This window comes from Salinarimonas soli (genome assembly GCF_008386575.1).
Lineage (GTDB): Bacteria > Pseudomonadota > Alphaproteobacteria > Rhizobiales > Beijerinckiaceae > Salinarimonas_A > Salinarimonas_A soli.
On the sequence record NZ_VUOA01000036.1, the window covers coordinates 29,341 to 44,652 of the forward strand.

Annotated in this window: 21 protein-coding genes (1 of these 21 only partly in view); 16 read left to right on the forward strand and 5 right to left on the reverse strand. The window is 70.7% G+C overall.

Annotation, left to right across the window (positions count from 1 at the left end):
- The 3 genes in view from F0L46_RS19965 to dprA are tightly spaced (at most 36 nt apart) and all read left to right on the forward strand, a layout consistent with a single transcriptional unit that may run on beyond the window.
- Positions 1 to 1,210 carry the 3' portion of a dihydroorotase gene (locus F0L46_RS19965; RefSeq protein WP_438646698.1) on the forward strand. It extends 80 nt beyond the left edge of the window, so the window shows 1,210 of its 1,290 coding nt (coding positions 81–1,290); its start codon lies beyond the left edge, outside the window; it ends in the stop codon at positions 1,208 to 1,210.
- Between the two features lie 36 nt (positions 1,211 to 1,246).
- A complete protein-coding gene (plsY, locus tag F0L46_RS19970) occupies positions 1,247 to 1,861 on the forward strand; it encodes a glycerol-3-phosphate 1-O-acyltransferase PlsY (RefSeq protein WP_149820853.1) in 615 nt (204 codons plus the stop codon).
- A 4-nt stretch (positions 1,862 to 1,865) separates the two neighbouring features.
- Positions 1,866 to 3,074, forward strand: a complete 1,209-nt coding sequence (gene dprA / locus F0L46_RS19975) for a DNA-processing protein DprA (RefSeq protein ID WP_149820855.1) — start codon at positions 1,866 to 1,868, stop codon at positions 3,072 to 3,074.
- A 5-nt stretch (positions 3,075 to 3,079) separates the two neighbouring features.
- On the opposite strand, the gene F0L46_RS19980 is transcribed toward dprA, so the two are convergent.
- A complete protein-coding gene (locus F0L46_RS19980; RefSeq protein ID WP_149820857.1) occupies positions 3,080 to 3,295 on the reverse strand; it encodes a hypothetical protein in 216 nt (71 codons plus the stop codon).
- A 278-nt stretch (positions 3,296 to 3,573) separates the two neighbouring features.
- Between F0L46_RS19980 and F0L46_RS26290 the strand changes: the two genes are divergently transcribed.
- Positions 3,574 to 4,038 (forward strand): hypothetical protein, encoded by a 465-nt coding sequence (locus F0L46_RS26290; RefSeq protein ID WP_188312061.1) that lies wholly within the window; start codon positions 3,574 to 3,576, stop codon positions 4,036 to 4,038.
- Positions 4,039 to 4,074: 36 nt separating this feature from the next.
- Here F0L46_RS26290 and ruvX read toward each other — a convergent pair whose 3' ends face one another.
- Complete coding sequence (gene ruvX / locus F0L46_RS19990) at positions 4,075 to 4,581, reverse strand: Holliday junction resolvase RuvX (protein ID WP_149820859.1); 507 nt, start codon at positions 4,579 to 4,581, stop codon at positions 4,075 to 4,077.
- A gap of 133 nt (positions 4,582 to 4,714) precedes the next feature.
- Here ruvX and F0L46_RS19995 point away from each other — a divergent pair, with 133 nt between their 5' ends.
- The 5 genes from F0L46_RS19995 to F0L46_RS20015 all read left to right on the forward strand — a co-directional run bounded on the left by F0L46_RS19995 (position 4,715) and on the right by F0L46_RS20015 (position 8,386).
- On the forward strand, positions 4,715 to 5,431 hold the full coding sequence (locus tag F0L46_RS19995) for a metal-dependent hydrolase (RefSeq protein WP_149820860.1): 717 nt from the start codon (positions 4,715 to 4,717) through the stop codon (positions 5,429 to 5,431).
- A gap of 83 nt (positions 5,432 to 5,514) precedes the next feature.
- Complete coding sequence (locus F0L46_RS20000; protein WP_149820862.1) at positions 5,515 to 6,006, forward strand: hypothetical protein; 492 nt, start codon at positions 5,515 to 5,517, stop codon at positions 6,004 to 6,006.
- Between the two features lie 277 nt (positions 6,007 to 6,283).
- Positions 6,284 to 6,571 (forward strand): Asp-tRNA(Asn)/Glu-tRNA(Gln) amidotransferase subunit GatC, encoded by a 288-nt coding sequence (gene gatC / locus F0L46_RS20005; RefSeq protein WP_149820864.1) that lies wholly within the window; start codon positions 6,284 to 6,286, stop codon positions 6,569 to 6,571.
- 40 nt (positions 6,572 to 6,611) lie between these two features.
- A complete protein-coding gene (gene gatA, locus F0L46_RS20010; RefSeq protein WP_149820866.1) occupies positions 6,612 to 8,096 on the forward strand; it encodes an Asp-tRNA(Asn)/Glu-tRNA(Gln) amidotransferase subunit GatA in 1,485 nt (494 codons plus the stop codon).
- Positions 8,093 to 8,386, forward strand: a complete 294-nt coding sequence (locus F0L46_RS20015) for a hypothetical protein (protein WP_149820868.1) — start codon at positions 8,093 to 8,095, stop codon at positions 8,384 to 8,386. The genes gatA and F0L46_RS20015 overlap by 4 nt, the downstream gene beginning before the upstream one ends.
- Before the next feature lie 79 nt (positions 8,387 to 8,465).
- Here F0L46_RS20015 and F0L46_RS20020 read toward each other — a convergent pair whose 3' ends face one another.
- Positions 8,466 to 8,858: a hypothetical protein gene (locus tag F0L46_RS20020; RefSeq protein WP_149820870.1), complete on the reverse strand. Its 393-nt coding sequence runs from the start codon at positions 8,856 to 8,858 to the stop codon at positions 8,466 to 8,468.
- 155 nt (positions 8,859 to 9,013) lie between these two features.
- On the opposite strand from F0L46_RS20020, the gene gatB reads away from it, so the two are divergent.
- The 3 genes from gatB to F0L46_RS20035 are packed head-to-tail and all read left to right on the forward strand — an operon-like array spanning position 9,014 to position 11,421.
- Positions 9,014 to 10,486 carry an Asp-tRNA(Asn)/Glu-tRNA(Gln) amidotransferase subunit GatB gene (gene gatB, locus F0L46_RS20025; protein WP_149820872.1) on the forward strand — a complete coding sequence of 491 codons (1,473 nt, stop codon included), beginning with the start codon at positions 9,014 to 9,016 and terminating at the stop codon, positions 10,484 to 10,486.
- Positions 10,479 to 11,015, forward strand: coding sequence for a GNAT family N-acetyltransferase (locus tag F0L46_RS20030; RefSeq protein ID WP_149820874.1), 537 nt, complete (start codon positions 10,479 to 10,481; stop codon positions 11,013 to 11,015). The genes gatB and F0L46_RS20030 overlap by 8 nt, the downstream gene beginning before the upstream one ends.
- A gap of 22 nt (positions 11,016 to 11,037) precedes the next feature.
- Positions 11,038 to 11,421 (forward strand): hypothetical protein, encoded by a 384-nt coding sequence (locus tag F0L46_RS20035; RefSeq protein WP_149820876.1) that lies wholly within the window; start codon positions 11,038 to 11,040, stop codon positions 11,419 to 11,421.
- A gap of 3 nt (positions 11,422 to 11,424) precedes the next feature.
- Here F0L46_RS20035 and F0L46_RS20040 read toward each other — a convergent pair whose 3' ends face one another.
- Positions 11,425 to 11,811, reverse strand: coding sequence for a DUF4345 domain-containing protein (locus F0L46_RS20040; RefSeq protein ID WP_149821043.1), 387 nt, complete (start codon positions 11,809 to 11,811; stop codon positions 11,425 to 11,427).
- 137 nt (positions 11,812 to 11,948) lie between these two features.
- Between F0L46_RS20040 and F0L46_RS20045 the strand changes: the two genes are divergently transcribed.
- Complete coding sequence (locus F0L46_RS20045) at positions 11,949 to 12,587, forward strand: glutathione S-transferase family protein (RefSeq protein ID WP_149820878.1); 639 nt, start codon at positions 11,949 to 11,951, stop codon at positions 12,585 to 12,587.
- A 91-nt stretch (positions 12,588 to 12,678) separates the two neighbouring features.
- The gene (locus F0L46_RS20050) at positions 12,679 to 13,380 is read left to right on the forward strand and encodes a glutathione S-transferase N-terminal domain-containing protein (RefSeq protein ID WP_149820880.1); all 702 of its coding nucleotides are present in this window, start codon (positions 12,679 to 12,681) and stop codon (positions 13,378 to 13,380) included.
- A gap of 12 nt (positions 13,381 to 13,392) precedes the next feature.
- Here the strand turns inward: F0L46_RS20050 and F0L46_RS20055 are convergent, their stop codons facing one another.
- The gene (locus F0L46_RS20055) at positions 13,393 to 13,803 is read right to left on the reverse strand and encodes a DUF2147 domain-containing protein (protein ID WP_149820882.1); all 411 of its coding nucleotides are present in this window, start codon (positions 13,801 to 13,803) and stop codon (positions 13,393 to 13,395) included.
- A gap of 340 nt (positions 13,804 to 14,143) precedes the next feature.
- On the opposite strand from F0L46_RS20055, the gene F0L46_RS20060 reads away from it, so the two are divergent.
- Together F0L46_RS20060 and ndk are read left to right on the forward strand one after the other, a co-directional pair.
- On the forward strand, positions 14,144 to 14,413 hold the full coding sequence (locus F0L46_RS20060; RefSeq protein ID WP_149820884.1) for an SEL1-like repeat protein: 270 nt from the start codon (positions 14,144 to 14,146) through the stop codon (positions 14,411 to 14,413).
- A 182-nt stretch (positions 14,414 to 14,595) separates the two neighbouring features.
- Positions 14,596 to 15,018, forward strand: a complete 423-nt coding sequence (gene ndk, locus F0L46_RS20065) for a nucleoside-diphosphate kinase (RefSeq protein WP_149820886.1) — start codon at positions 14,596 to 14,598, stop codon at positions 15,016 to 15,018.
- Positions 15,019 to 15,312 lie beyond the last annotated feature (294 nt).

The following is a 15,312-nucleotide window of genomic DNA, read 5'->3' on the forward strand; positions in this document are numbered from 1 at the left end:
CGTGCGGGACGGCGCGATCGCGGGCGTGGTCTGGGGCGGCGCGGCCCCTGCGGCGCCGGAGGGGGCCGCGTCGGTCGACTGCATGGGCCACGTGCTGGCGCCGGGCCTAGTCGACATGCGCGCCTTCGTGGGCGAGCCGGGAGCCGAGCACCGTGAGACCCTGCGCACGGCGAGCGAAGCGGCGGCGGCGGGGGGCGTCACGAGCCTCGTCTGCATGCCGGACACCAACCCTGCCATCGACGACCCGGCCGTGGTGGACTTCGTGGTGCGGCGCGCCCGGGACACGGCGGTCGTTAACGTGCATCCCGCGGCGGCGCTCACCAAGGGCATGGCGGGGCGGGAGATGACGGAGTTCGGCCTGCTCATGGAAGCCGGCGCGGTCGCCTTCACGGACGGCGCCCGGTCCGTGACGAACGCGCAGGTGATGCGGCGCGCGCTCACCTATGCCCGCGATTTCGGCGCCCTGATCGTGCACCACGTGGAGGACCCGGACCTCGTGGGTGACGGGGTGATGAACGAGGGCGAACTCGCGAGCCGGCTCGGGCTCCTCGGCATTCCCCGCGAGGCCGAGACCGTGATGCTGGAGCGCGACATGCGCCTCGTGCGCCTCACCCGCGCCCGCTACCACGCCGCGATGGTCTCCTGCGCCGATTCGTTCGAGATCCTGACACGCGCCAAGGCGGCGGGCCTGCCGGTCACCTGCGGGGTGTCGATCAACAACCTCACCCTCAACGAGAACGACATCGGCGACTACCGCACCTTCCTGAAGCTCTCGCCGCCCCTGCGCCACGAGACCGACCGGCAGGCCACCATCGACGCGCTCGCCTCGGGCCTCGTGGACGTCATCGTCTCCGACCACAATCCGCAGGACGTGGAGACGAAGCGGCTGCCCTTCGCGGAGGCCGCGAACGGGGCGCTCGGCCTCGAGACGCTGCTCTCGGCCGCCCTGCGCCTGGTGCACGCCGAGCGCATCACCCTGCCGCGCCTCCTACGCGCGCTCTCAACCCGCCCGGCGGAGATCCTGGGGCTTCCCGGCGGCCGCCTCTCCCCCGGCGCGCCCGCTGACCTCATCCTGCTCGATCCCGACGAGGCCTATGTCCTCGACAAGCGGACGCTGCGCTCGCGCTCCAAGAACTCGCCCTTCGACGAAGCCCGGCTCGACGGCCGGGTCCTCAAGACGATGGTGGCGGGACGGATCGTCCACGGCTAGGGTTCACCCACCTGTGAGTTGAGGACTGCCGCCGCGATGCCCGTGTCGATGAATTGGTCGCTCGATCTGCCTTACTTCCTGGCGGCGCTCGCGTTCGGCTATCTCTGCGGCTCGATCCCCTTCGGCCTGATCCTCACCCGGGCGGCGGGGCTGGGCGACGTGCGCCAGATCGGCTCGGGCAATATCGGCGCCACGAACGTGCTGCGCACGGGCAACAAGAAGCTCGCCGCCGCCACCCTGCTCCTCGACGCGCTGAAAGGAACGGTGCCGGTGCTGATCGCCTGGCGCTGGGGGCCGAACCTCGCGGTGCTCGCGGCGCTCGGCGCGTTCCTGGGCCATCTCTTCCCCGTCTGGCTCGGCTTCCGCGGGGGCAAGGGGGTCGCGACCTTCATCGGCGTGCTCATCGGGCTCAAGATAGCGGCCGCGCTGATCTTCGCCGGCCTGTGGCTCGGCATCGCTTTCGCGACGCGCTATTCGTCGCTTGCCGCCCTGGTTGCGAGCGCGGTCACTCCCGTGGTGCTGTGGTTCATGGGCGAGGGCCAGATGGCCCAGCTCTTCGTGCCCCTCGTCGTGCTGCTGTGGTGGAAGCACCGGGAGAACATCCGGCGCCTGCTACGGGGTACCGAGGGCAAGATCGGGCAGAAGGGTTGATCCGATGACCGGCACGCACCTCACCGACGAGCAGCGCATCGCCTGGCTGCGGCTGATCCGCTCCGAAAGCGTCGGCCCGCGCACCTTCCGCGCCCTCGTGAACCGCTTCGGCGGCGCGGGGCCCGCCCTCGACGCGCTCCCCGACCTCGCGCGCCGGGGCGGGCGCCTCCTCCTCAAGGTCGCGACCCGCGACGAGGCCCTGCGCGAGATGGAGGCGGCCGGGCGCATCGGCGTGCGCTTCGTCGCGGCGGGCGAGCCGGACTATCCGCGGATCCTGGCGGGCGTCGACACCGCGCCGCCCCTCATCGCGCTGCGCGGCGACGCGGCCTGCCTCACGAAGCCCATGGTGGCCCTGGTGGGCTCGCGCAACGCCTCCGCCGCCGGCCTCACCTTCGCGGGGCGGCTCGGGGGCGAGCTCGGGGCCGAGGGCTACCTGGTGGTCTCAGGCCTCGCCCGCGGCGTCGACACCAGCGCGCACCGCGCTTCGCTTCGCACGGGCACCGTTGCGGTGCTGGCGGGCGGGCAGGACCGGATCTATCCCGCGTCGAACGTGGCGCTGGCCGAGCAGATCGTGGCGGAAGGCGGGGCGATCCTCTCCGAGATGCCCATGGGCTGGGAGCCGCGCGGGCGCGACTTCCCCCGCCGCAACCGCATCGTGTCCGGCCTGTGCTACGGCGTGGTCGTGGTGGAGGCGGCCCGGCGCTCAGGGTCGCTCATCACGGCGCGCTTCGCCCTGGAGCAGGGGAGGGAGGTCTTCGCCGTGCCGGGCTCGCCCCTCGACCCGCGCGCCGAGGGCACCAACGATCTCATCCGCGAGGGCGCGACCCTATGCGCGGCGGTCGATCACGTCACCTCGGTGCTGGCGCCGCTCCTCGGCGGGATGCCCGCCGGCCCGGAGGGCGCGAGCGAGCCCGGCGGGGAGGGCCGCGTGCCGCACGAGCCGCTCTGGGACGAGCTCGACCTCGACGACATCGCGGCGGCCCCGGCCGCTCCGGTGGCGCCAGAGGGGTACGACGCGCCCGCCGAGCCGGAGGCCCGGGAGGACGACCGCCGGATCGTCGTCGACCTGCTCGGCCCCTCGCCGATCCGCATCGACGACCTGACGCGCCAGTCCGGGGTGCCGGTACGCACGGTTCAGCTCATCCTGCTGGAGCTGGAGCTCGGCGGGCGCCTCGAACGCCATGGCGGCAACGCCGTGTCGCTCCTGGGCTGAGGGGGTCAGGAGGCAGCGCGGGGGCGCCGGGCCTGCTCCAGAGCCTCGAGCCGGGCGATGTCGAGAAAATAGGCGAGGAGGTCGAGGCCCGAGCGGCGGGAGAGGGCTGCCAGCTCGTTCGTCATCGCGGCCACATATTCCGCCGCCGCCACGGGATCCGGCGGCGCGGTCTCGGGGCCTGCGATCACGGCCCCCTCGTCGGACGGCTTCTTCGGTGCCATGTCGGTGCCCTCGGCGCAGAACGAGCCACATGGTGGCTCAAGCCACCACACGCAACTATAGCACGTTTATACGCAGATCAAATAACTCTAGGTTGCAATTTTCCTTTTTGACGCGATATATCACCAAGTTTCGCGCAGAACGCAACATGGTGCAACTCCGGCCTGGGCGGGACGTTAGCCCACTACGGGTCCAAGTCGGCAGCGCGCATGAACGGCGTGGCACGGCAGGATCTGCATGAAACCGCACCGCGAGGGAGCGGTCCCAGTGGAGTGACGCTATGATCCGCCGAGTTCCAGCACGCGCCTTGCTCGTCGCCGCTTGCGTGGCAGCGGCGGCTCCGATCCTGACGGCCGTCGCGGAGGCCCGGCCCCTGCCCGTGACCACGGGCGCCGCCGTCGCGGGCGATGCGCCCGTGACCCAGATCCGCTCGCGCCGGGGCGCCCGCAACGCGGCCGTGGCCGGCGCCCTCGCGCTCGGCGCCTTCGGAGCCATCGCGGCGGCACGCTCGCAGCCGCGCGGCTATGCCTACGGGCCGGACTATGGCTATGCGCCGAGCCACCGCTATGCGCCCGCCTATGGCAGCGGCTATGGCTACGAGGGCGGGTACGCTCCGGTCAGCCCCGGCTACGGCTACGGATCGCGTGGCCATTACGAGAGCCCCGCTTACGGCTATGACGACGGCTACGACGAGCCGCCCGTCCCGCAGCGCCGCCTCCGCTTCGCGCCGGTCTACCGGTACTGAGCTGCGGTTCGGACGACGGCGGGACAGCGCCCGCCGTCACCGGCCCTCATCATCCCCCCGCGCCGCCCGGGCCAGATGGTCGAGCCGGTCGAGGGCGCCCTGCAGGATGTAGGCCGCCGCCATCTTGTCGACGAGGTCCGCCCGGCGGGCGCGCGAGGCGTCCGCGTCGAGGAGCGTGCGGGTCACCGCGACCGTGGAGAGCCGCTCGTCCCAATAGACGACGGGGAGCGGCAGCAGGGCCGCGAGGTTGCGCACGAAGCCCCGGGTGGACTGCACCCGGGGCCCCTCCGATCCGTCCATGTTGAGCGGCAGCCCGAACACCAGGGCCGCGACGCCGTGTTCCTCCGCGAGCGCCCGCATCCGGTTCGCGTCGGCGGTGAACTTCGTCCGCCGGATCGTCTCCAGCGGCGTCGCGATGCGGCGCTCGAGGTCGGAGATCGCGAGCCCGATCGTCTTCGTGCCGAGGTCCACCCCCATGAGGCGGGCGTGCCGCCCGAGGCTGGGCGCGAGGGACGGCAAGTCGGTGGTGAGCGGCGCGGTCATGGGGTCTCCCGGACGGGTCCTCTCATCTGTAGCCCGTTTCCGTGCCCCGTGAAGGCCCGGCCGGCGCCGTCGGGGCTCCCCGCGGGCGTGGCTTTCCGTTAAGGCATGAGGCTCCCATCCGAGGAGAGCCCCCATGAAGATCACCTGGTTCGGCCATGCCGCCTTCCGCCTGGACTTCGCCGACAAGGTCGTGCTGATCGACCCGTTCTTCACCGGCAATCCCGCCTTCGAGGGCGACCGCGCGAAGGCGAGCGCGGGCGCAACCCACATCCTGATCACCCACGGCCACGCCGATCACATCGGCGACGCCGTCGAGATCGCCGCGGAGACCGGCGCCAAGGTGGTGACGAATTTCGAGCTGTGCATGTATCTCGCCACCAAAGGCCTGAAGACCTTCGAGCCCATGAACACCGGGGGCACGATCGACGCGGGCGGCTTCCAGGTGAGCATGGTGCGGGCCGACCATTCCTCCGGCCTCGTGGAGGCGGGCGTCCCGTTCCCGCTGGGCAGCGCCAACGGGCTCATCGTCAAGGCCCCGGGCGAGCCGGTCGTCTACCACATGGGCGACACGGACGTGTTCGGCGACATGGCGCTCATCGCCGCGATGCACCGCCCCGACGTGCTAATGGTGCCCATCGGCGACCGCTTCACCATGGGCCCGCAGACCGCCGCCTTCGCGGTGCGCAGCTTCTTCAAGCCGCAGGCGGTCATCCCCTGCCATTACGGCTCCTTCCCCGTCATCGCGCCCGACGCGGACGGCTTCGTGGCCGCGATGGAGGGCAGCGGGATGCAGGTCGTGGTGCCGCACAAGGGCATGGGCGTGCGCATCGACGCGGAGCCCGGGCGTTAACCCTTTCCTCACCATGATGTGGCGGCGGCGGGCCCGGGGCGGCATAGTGGGTTGACCTTTCGTTAACCCTGAGGGCCGTCTCCATGCGCTCCGACGCGACCGATCCCTCCCGGCCATCCGTCGCTCCCGGGTGGGCGCCCGTCGGCGGGGAGGGTGTGACCCGCGGCTGGCCCGCCTCCTTCGGCGTGCGCCTGGCCGGGGCGTTCCCGCCGCCGGCCCCTCCGGCGGCGCCCGTCGTGAACCTCGCCGAGCGCCGCGCGAGCGAAGCGGCGCGGTCCGCCCCGCGCCGCGTGCCCGAGGAGGACATGCTGGATCTTGGCCGCCCGGTCGCCGCTCCCGCGAATCGGCCCGCGGACGACGACGTGCTCGACCTCGCGACCCTGCCGGCGCATCCCGCGCCACGCTCGGCGCCGATCCCGTTTCCGACCCCGGGGGAGCGCCGGCGGCGCATCCTTTATCTTGGGGCGGCCGCGATCATCATGGCTACAGGGCTCGCCCACACCTTCAAGACCGCGAAGACGACCCGCGCCATCCTCGTGCCCGACGCTGCCGTGCCTGACCACCGGGTGACCTGACGGCGCGGGCCGGAATAGCTCGCGTCTCTCGTCCCCAGCCCTCCGGGGGCAGGCTCGGAGGTGCCCACGAAGCGGGCCTCGAAGACGGCTTCAGGGATCTCCCTCCGGCTGTGGAAGCGTACTACGTTCTTCGAGACGTCCGCTGACGCGGCCTCCTCGGCACGAGGGGGAGAGATTGTTCTTCCGGGCGCATGCGCCGTCAAGCGGGAGCGCGGTTGCGGCTGTCGCCGCGCGGGTGCTATAGGCGCCCGATCCAACCACGCCGCACGGATCCCATATGTCGGTCGATCAGACGACGGTTCGCCGCATCGCGCGCCTGGCGCGCATCGCCGTCACGGACGAGGACGTCCCGCACCTCCAGGGCGAGCTCAACGCCATCCTGGCCTTCGTCGAGCAGCTCGGCGAGGTGGACGTGGAAGGCGTGGAGCCCATGACCTCCGTGACCCCCATGGCGATGAAGAAGCGCCAGGACGGCGTCACGGACGGCGGCTACCCGGACAAGATCGTGCGCAACGCCCCCGCCACCGAGGACGATTTCTTCCTGGTCCCGAAGGTCGTCGAGTGATCCGACCGCCGGCCCGCCCCCTCGCGAAAGTACGCCTCCCGTGACGAACCTCACCGATCTCACCCTCGCGGACGCCCGCGACGGCCTCCAGCGCCGGGCCTTCTCGGCCGTGGAGCTGACTCAGGCCCATCTCGACGCCATGGCGGCGGCGCGTGGCCTCAACGCCTTCCTCGTCGAGACCCCCGAGCGCGCCCTCGCCATGGCGCGGGCGTCGGACGCGCGGATCGCGTCGGGCGACGGGCGGCCGCTGGAGGGCCTGCCGCTCGGCATCAAGGACCTGTTCTGCACCGAGGGCGTGATCACCACGGCGGGCTCCAACATCCTCAAGGGGTTCGAGCCGGCCTACGAATCGGCGGTGAGCGGCAACCTGTGGCGCGACGGCGCCGTGATGCTCGGCAAGCTCAACCTCGACGAGTTCGCCATGGGCTCGTCGAACGAGACCTCCGCCTTCGGCCCGGTGGTCTCGCCCTGGCGCCGCCCGGGCTCCGACGCGCCCCTCGTGCCGGGCGGCTCGTCCGGCGGCTCGGCGGCCGCGGTCGCGGCGCGGCTTTGCCTTGCGGCGACCGCGACCGACACCGGCGGCTCAATCCGCCAGCCCGCGGCCTTCACAGGCACGGTGGGCATCAAGCCGACCTACGGCCGCTGCTCGCGCTGGGGCACGGTGGCTTTCGCCTCCTCCCTCGACCAGGCGGGCCCCATCGCCCGCACCGTGCGCGACGCGGCGATCATGCTGCGCTCCATGGCGGGCCCGGACGCGCGCGACACCACCTGCGCCGACCTGCCCGTTCCCGATTACGAGGCGGCGATCGGCCGTGGGGTCCGGGGCCTCAAGATCGGCATCCCGAAGGAGTACCGGGTCGCCGGCATGCCCGACGAGATCGAGCGCCTGTGGCAGCAGGGCGCCGCGTGGCTCAAGGCGGCCGGCGCCGAGATCGTCGAGATCTCGCTCCCGCATACGAAATACGCGCTGCCGGCCTATTACATCGTGGCGCCGGCCGAGGCCTCGTCGAACCTCGCCCGCTACGACGGGGTGCGCTACGGCCTCAGGGTCGAGGGCCGCGACATCGTCGACATGTACGAGCGCTCCCGGGCTGCGGGCTTCGGCCGAGAGGTCAAGCGCCGCATCATGATCGGCACCTACGTGCTCTCGGCGGGCTACTACGACGCCTATTACCTGCGCGCCCAGAAGATCCGCACCCTCATCAAGCGCGACTTCGAGACGGTCTATGCCGACGGCATCGACGCGGTGCTCACCCCCGCCACGCCCTCGTCCGCCTTCGGCATCGGCGAGAAGGGCTCGGGCGATCCGGTGGAGATGTACCTCAACGACATCTTCACGGTGACGGTGAACATGGCGGGGCTGCCCGGGATCGCCGTGCCCGGCGGCCTCGACGCGGGCGGCCTGCCGCTCGGCCTCCAGCTGATCGGCCGTCCCTTCGACGAGGAGACGCTGTTCGCGGCCTCCCAGGTGATCGAGGACGCGGCCGGGCGGATCGCGCTGCCGGAGGCTTGGTGGGGCCGGTGACCCCTCCCTCGGTCCCCTTCGACGCCTGGATCCTCGCCGCCGTCGATCCCGTGCTCATCGCGGTCGCGGTGCTGCTGGGCTGGAAGGCGGACCAGGCGGCGAAGATCTTCATCGCCGCCATCGCGGCCCTCGTGGCGTCTATCCTCGTCGGCTGGCTGGTCACCTCCATCGGCCTGCCCTGGCCCGCCCCGGTCGGGCGGGACTACCCGACGCTGCTCAACGTGCGCGCCATCGCGGCCCTGGTGTGGGCCGGGGCGGCGTTCGGGGCGAGGCGCTTGAAGCGCGTGTGACTCCCTCTTCCGTAAAGACACGAAAAAGGCCGGAGCGTGAGCTCCGGCCTCCATCCTCGAACCACCAAGGACGTGTCGATTAGGGGCCGCGGGTGCCCGGGGCCGGGGTGGCCGGCGCGGTGGGGGTGCGCTGCGCGCCCGTGGCGCCGGCATTCGGCGTCGGGCCGCGGGCGCCGGTCTCCATGGAGTCGCGGGCGGTGGTCGAGCCCGTGGCGCCGGGGCCGTTATCCGTGCCGCCATAGACGAGGAAGGCGAGCAGGCCCAGCGCGATGATCAGGCCGCCGATGATGTAGGCCATCGCGTTCGAGCGGTGAGCCGGGCGGTCGTAGGACGCCTGGTAGTTCGTGTCGCCCGAGGTCGTGTTCAGGTCCGAGCGGGCCATGGTGGACGACGCGTCGCTTGAGGAAGAGGGCACGTCCGTGATCTTCACGTTGTGCCCGTGGGTGAGGTTCGGGTCATGATCGTTCTGCATCGGGGCGCTCCAAAAAGCTGATCCGTATGAGGCGACAACGTGCCCCGGTTGGCGAAGTTTCATGAGCGGCCGCCGCGCGGGGGCGCACCAAGCCCCTTGAAGCGGGCGCGCAGGGGCATTACGCACCCCTTCGACCCGCTGACGAGGCATGTGCGATGAACGCTCCCGTGAACCCCAAGAAGCTCATTAAAGGCGCCACGGGCGACTGGGAGATCGTGATCGGCATGGAGATCCATGCCCAGGTCACCAGCGAGGCGAAGCTGTTCTCCGGCGCCTCGACGCGCTTTGGCGCGGAGCCCAATTCCAACGTCTCCCTCGTGGACGCCGCGATGCCCGGCATGCTGCCGGTGATCAACGAGGAATGCGTGCGCCAGGCGATCCGCACGGGCCTCGGGCTCAAGGCGCAGATCAACCTGCGCTCCCTGTTCGACCGGAAGAACTATTTCTATCCGGACCTGCCGCAGGGCTACCAGATCAGCCAGTACAAGGATCCCATCGTCGGCGAGGGCGAGGTGCTCGTCGACGTGCCCGACGAAGGCACCATCAACGTGCGCATCGAGCGCCTGCACCTCGAGCAGGACGCCGGCAAGTCGATCCACGACCTGCACCCCTCGATGAGCTTCGTCGACCTCAACCGGTCGGGCGTCGCGCTCATGGAGATCGTGTCGAAGCCGGACCTGCGCTCCTCGGAGGAGGCCAAGGCCTACGTCACGAAGCTGCGCTCGATCCTGCGCTACTTGGGCACCTGCGACGGCGACATGGAGAAGGGCAGCCTGCGCGCCGACGTGAACGTGTCCGTGCGCCGCCCGGGCGAACCGCTCGGCACGCGCTGCGAGATCAAGAACGTCAACTCGATCCGCTTCATCGGCCAGGCCATCGAGTACGAGGCGCGCCGGCAGATCGGCATCCTGGAGGACGGCGGGAAGATCGACCAGGAGACCCGCCTGTTCGATCCCGGAAAGGGCGAGACCCGCTCCATGCGCTCCAAGGAGGAGGCGCACGACTACCGCTACTTCCCCGACCCGGACCTGCTGCCCCTCGAGTTCGACCAGGCCTATGTGGACGCCCTGGCGGAGGGCCTGCCCGAGCTTCCCGACGCCAAGAAGGCGCGGTTCATGAGCCAGTATGGCCTCTCGCCCTACGACGCCTCCGTGCTCATCGCCGAGCGCGAATCCGCCGACTTCTACGAGGCGGTGGCGGAGGGGCGTGACGGCAAGGCCGCCGCGAACTGGGTGATCAACGAGCTGTTCGGGCGCCTCAACAAGGAGGGCCGGGACATCGCCGCCTCGCCTGTCTCGGCGGCGCAGCTCGGCGCGATCATCGACCTCATCGGCGAGAACGTGATCTCCGGCAAGATCGCCAAGGACCTGTTCGAGATCGTCTGGAGCGAGGGCGGCGACCCGCGCGCGATCGTCGAGAGCCGCGGCATGAAGCAGGTGACCGACACGGGCGCCATCGAGGCGGCGGTCGATGCCGTGATCGCCGGCAACCCGGACAAGGTGGAGCAGGCCAAGGCGAAGCCTACCCTGCTCGGCTGGTTCGTGGGCCAGGTCATGAAGCAGACCGGCGGCAAGGCGAACCCGGGCGCCGTGAACGAGATGCTGAAGTCGAAGCTCGGGATTGAGTGAGGGTGCCGCGGTGCTGACCCTAGAGATCGCTGGAGCTGCCGCGCTCGTCCTGCGCCCCGTGCGCGACGACGACGCGCAGGACCTCTACGGCCTCCTCACCCTGTGCTTCGCCGAGTTTCCCGGCTGCTTCACCGATCCACACGGCGACCTGCCGGACCTGCGCGCGCCCGCAACCGCCATCGCCGGCAAACCCGGCGGCGCGTTCTGGGCCGTCGAGGACGAGCGGGGGAGGGTGGGGGCTTGCGTGTGCGTCGACTTCCCCGAGCCCGGCACCGCCGAGCTGCACCGCCTCTATGTCCGCGCCGACCTGCGCCGCCGCGGCCTCGCCGAGCGCCTCGTGCGCCTGGTGGAGGCCCATGCGGCGGGGCAGGGCGCCCGGCGCGTCGTCTTCTGGTCCGACACCCGCTTCACGAACGCCCACCGCCTCTACGAGCGCCTGGGCTACGTGCGCGCCCCGGGAACCCGGGACCTCGGCGACGTGTCGAACTCGGTGGAGTACTTCTATGCGAAGGAGCTCGGCGCCGGCTGACGCTCCGCACGGGGAGGGAGTCGTGATCGCGGCCGTCCGGGCAGGCCCCGTCTATGTGGGGCTCGTCTTCGCCGTCGGCTTCGCGCTCGGCACGCTGCGGGTCCTCGTCGTAGAGCCCCGCCTCGGCGGCATCGGCGCCGTCGCCGTCGAGCTGCCGCTCATGCTCGCGGCCTCGTGGATCGCCTGTGGGGCTGTCCTGCGCCGCTGGCCCGTGCCGCCGCAAGCCGGCCCGCGCTTTCTCATGGGAGCGATCGCTTTCGCGGCTCTCATGACGTTGGAGCTTGCCGTCGCCGTGCTCGGCCTCGGCCGCAGCCCGGCCGAGCATCTCGCCAGCTATCGCGAGGCCGACAAGCTCATGGGCCTCGCCGGCCAGCTCCTCTTCGCCGTAGTCCCGCTGCTGCGCTGACGGTCACCGGAACGCCCGCGCGATCCGCGCCTGCCAGAGGCACAGAAGCGGCGTCACGGCGAGCTCCATGCCGAGCGCGAGCGTTATCGCCAGGTCCGGCGCGCCCATGCGGGCATAGCCCAGCGCCCGGCCGAGGCCTCCGATCACGACGATGCCCGTGAGGAGGCGGAAGCGCGGCCCCTTGCGCTCGATGCCGGGGATCGTCGAGACGAACATGATCCCGATGCCGAGGAGCAGGCCCGAGAGGTAGCGGTAGTGGCTGTCGCCCGCGACGCCGGCCTGGTCGCCCGTGAGCGCCGGCCCCAGGACGACGCCCGCGAGCCCCGCGCTCAGGGGCACGAGGCAGCCGAGCGCCACCGCACCCTGCAGCCATCGGCGCTCGCGTTCCAGCCGGTCGGTTCCCGTGGTGTCCGTCATGGCGCCAGAATGGAGCGGCGCGGGCCAGGAGTCGATTCCACATCGCGGGCTGAGGGATTAACGTGCCCGCCGACCCAACCCGGCGACTCGCGCCGCACCCGGAGCCGATCATGCCCAACCGCTTCACCCTCCACGGCGTCTGGCTCTCCGGCCCGACCTACAAGGTCGGCCTGTTCCTGTCGCTCGCCGGCGAGCCCTTCGACTACGTTCATGTCGACCTGCGGGCGGGCGAGCACAAGCGACCGGACTATGTCGCGCGTCAGCGCTACGGCCAGGTGCCGCTCCTCGTCGACGCCCATAACGGCCGGCATCTCACCCAATCGGCGGCGATCCTCGAATATCTCGCCGACACCACGGGCCGCTTCGGCGGCGCCGATCTCGACGAGCGCATCGCGGCGCGGGAATGGATGTACTGGGACTTCGACCGTCTCGCCCGCGGCGTCTACCGCCCGCGCGGCATCAGGGCCGGCTTCATGAAGGCGGCTCCCGAGGTGCTGGAGCACTACACCGCGGAGGGCCGGGCGGCGCTCGCGAGCCTCGACGAGCATCTCGCCGGCCGCGCCTTCCTGGTCGGCGAAGGCCTGACCATCGCCGACATCGACATCTACGGCGTCACCGCCTATGCCGGGGATGCCGGCCACGACCTCGCCGAAACCCCGAACGTCGCTGCCTGGATGCGGCGCATCGAGGCGCTGCCGGGCTTCCGACCCGCCACCGAGTGCCTGCCGCAGGAGACGCGCGCCGCCTGAGGGCGCGCGTGATCACGCCGTGCGGGGCCGCACTTGCGCCCGCCCCGCCGGCTCCCCTCATTCCCGCGACCGCCCACCGGAAGCACCGTTCATGGCCCAGCAGCGTCCCATCCAGCTCCATTACTGGCCGACCCCGAACGGCTGGAAGATCTCGATCATGCTGGAGGAGTGCGGTCTCCCCTACGACGTGATCCCCGTCAATATCGGCAAGGGGGACCAGTTCACGCCGGACTTCCTGCGGATCTCGCCCAACAACAAGATGCCTGCCATCGTCGATCCCGACGGGCCGGGCGGGGAGCCGATCTCGGTGTTCGAGTCGGGGGCGATCCTGCAATATCTCGGCCGCAAGACGGGGCTCCTCTACCCTGGCGACGAGCGCGCCCGGGTCGAGGTCGACCAATGGCTGATGTGGCAGATGGGCGGCTTCGGGCCCATGCTCGGCCAGACGCACCATTTCCGGATCTACGCGCCCGAGAAGGTGCCCTACGCCATCGAGCGCTACACCAACGAAACGAACCGGCTCTACGGCGTGCTCGACCGGCGCCTCGCCGACCGCGCCTTCGTGGCGGGCGACTATTCCATCGCCGACATCGCCATCGTGTCCTGGGCGAAGCTCTGGGAGCGCCAGGGGCAGCAGATCGACGGCTTTCCCAACGTGAAGCGTTGGCTCGAGACGATCCTGGCGCGCCCCGCCGTGCAACGGGGCCTCGCCGTGAACGCGGCCGACCGGGCGAGGACCGATCTCACCGACCCGGCCGCGCGGGCCGTGCTCTTCGGCCAGCGCGCCAAGTAAGGGATCGGGGCGTCAGTTCGCCTTGGTCCAGGTCTGCGAGCGGCAGATCAGGCCGCCGAGGACGCAGCCCGAGAGCTCCATGGCGCTGGCGCTCTTGAGGGTCATCTTGCCCGTGTAGGTCTTGCCGTCGCGGAAATTGTAGAGCTGGCCCTGGAAGCCGCCGCCCTGGACCGGGCGGATCTCCTCGATCATGCGCGCGCCCACGAGGTTGCGCGAGCGCAGCGCCTCGTTCGGGTTGTTCACGTCCTTCGTCTCGCCCCGCACCGCGACGATGGTGCCGCAATAGGCGTCGCCGCAGCGGGCGATCCGCACCCGCGTGTCGCCGGTCTCGCTCTGCCACACGCCCGAGGGGTCGGCGGTCTGCGCCAGCGCCGGGCCGGCGAGAAACGCCAGCGCCAGCCCCGTAATCGCAATCGTTCTCATGTGCTTTCTCCGCGAAAGCGGCCGTTTGCGGCCGTGATGCCCCGAAAGCTAGGGCAGCGCGCGCCGCGAACCAAGCGGCGCGGCCTCTCCTGCGCAGGGTAAATGATCCGCTCCCGACGCCCCGCGCGCGGGTTCCCCAAACGCGCCGGATTCGCACAGATGGCCCGGGATGATGGTTTCGGGTTCGTGAAAATTTACCGGACCGAAAAGTTTCGTTCAGAACTCGTTCAACTCAAGTTTTAAGCAAGTTTTCGCTCACTCCATCTAGCGTCATCGTATCGGGCGAGACGAAATCGGCTCACCCAAGACCGATCAACACGACGACGAAAAGGTGACGAACATGGCGCGTTTCGAGATGGGTGCGGCGGACATCGCTGCGATGGCTCCGGCGGGTGCGACGGGCGAGTCTTTCTACGAGCTGGGGCTGATGTATGCCGCCGGCCGCTCGGTCCCTCTCGACCTCGTGGCCGCCCACAAGTGGCTCAACGTCGCGGTGGCGAAGGGCTTCAAGGCCGCGGCGACCCGCCGGGCCGAGCTCGCCGCCGAGATGTCGGGCGACGAGATCGCCGCAGCGCAGCGCGAGGCGCGCCTCTGGCTGACCCGGCACTGACGTGAGCACCCTCGCTCTCCGGGCGGTCGAGATCGGCGCCGTGTGCGTCATGGCGTTCCTGCTCGGAACCGCCGCCGGCTGGTGGTAGCGCGAAAACGTGCCCTTGAGGCGGGTGGCGGCTTGAGGGGAGGGGCCCGCATGGCTATAAGCGCGGCCGGATCCCCTAAAGGAAAGCAGACCCCATGGCTCTCGAGCGTACCTTCTCGATCATCAAGCCCGACGCGACCCGCCGCAATCTCACCGGCGCCGTCAACGCCGTGATCGAGGGCGCGGGCCTGCGCATCGTCGCGCAAAAGCGCATCAAGATGACCCGCGACCAGGCCGAGACCTTCTACGGCGTGCACCGCGAGCGTCCCTTCTTCGGCGAGCTCGTCGAGTTCATGACCTCCGAGCCCGTCGTCGTGCAGGTGCTCGAGGGCGAGGGCGCCGTCGCCAAGTACCGCGAGATCATGGGCGCCACGAACCCGGCCAACGCCGCCGAGGGCACCATCCGCAAGCAGTTCGCCCTCTCGGTGGGCGAGAACTCGGTCCACGGCTCCGACAGCGTCGAGAACGCCGCCATCGAGGTGGCGCAATTCTTCTCCGGCAACGAGATCGTCGGCTGAGGAGGCTCCCCTCTCCCGGATGGGAGAGGGATGCACGAAGTGCCTGGGGGTGAGGGTGGCGCGTTTGCACCAGTGCGCACCAACACCTCCGCTTGTCATGGCCGGGCTTGACCCGGCCATCCAGGTGGCGCGTCGGCCTGGGTCCCCGGGTCAGGCCCGGGGATGACGGTTGGAGTGGCGGCAGGGTGGTGCGCCACTCTCGGCGTGATCCCTCACCCCCGACCCCTCTCCCATTCGGGAGAGGGGAGACAGGGCGAGCGCCCTCCGTCATGATGCCGCCAACGTCCTCCCGCA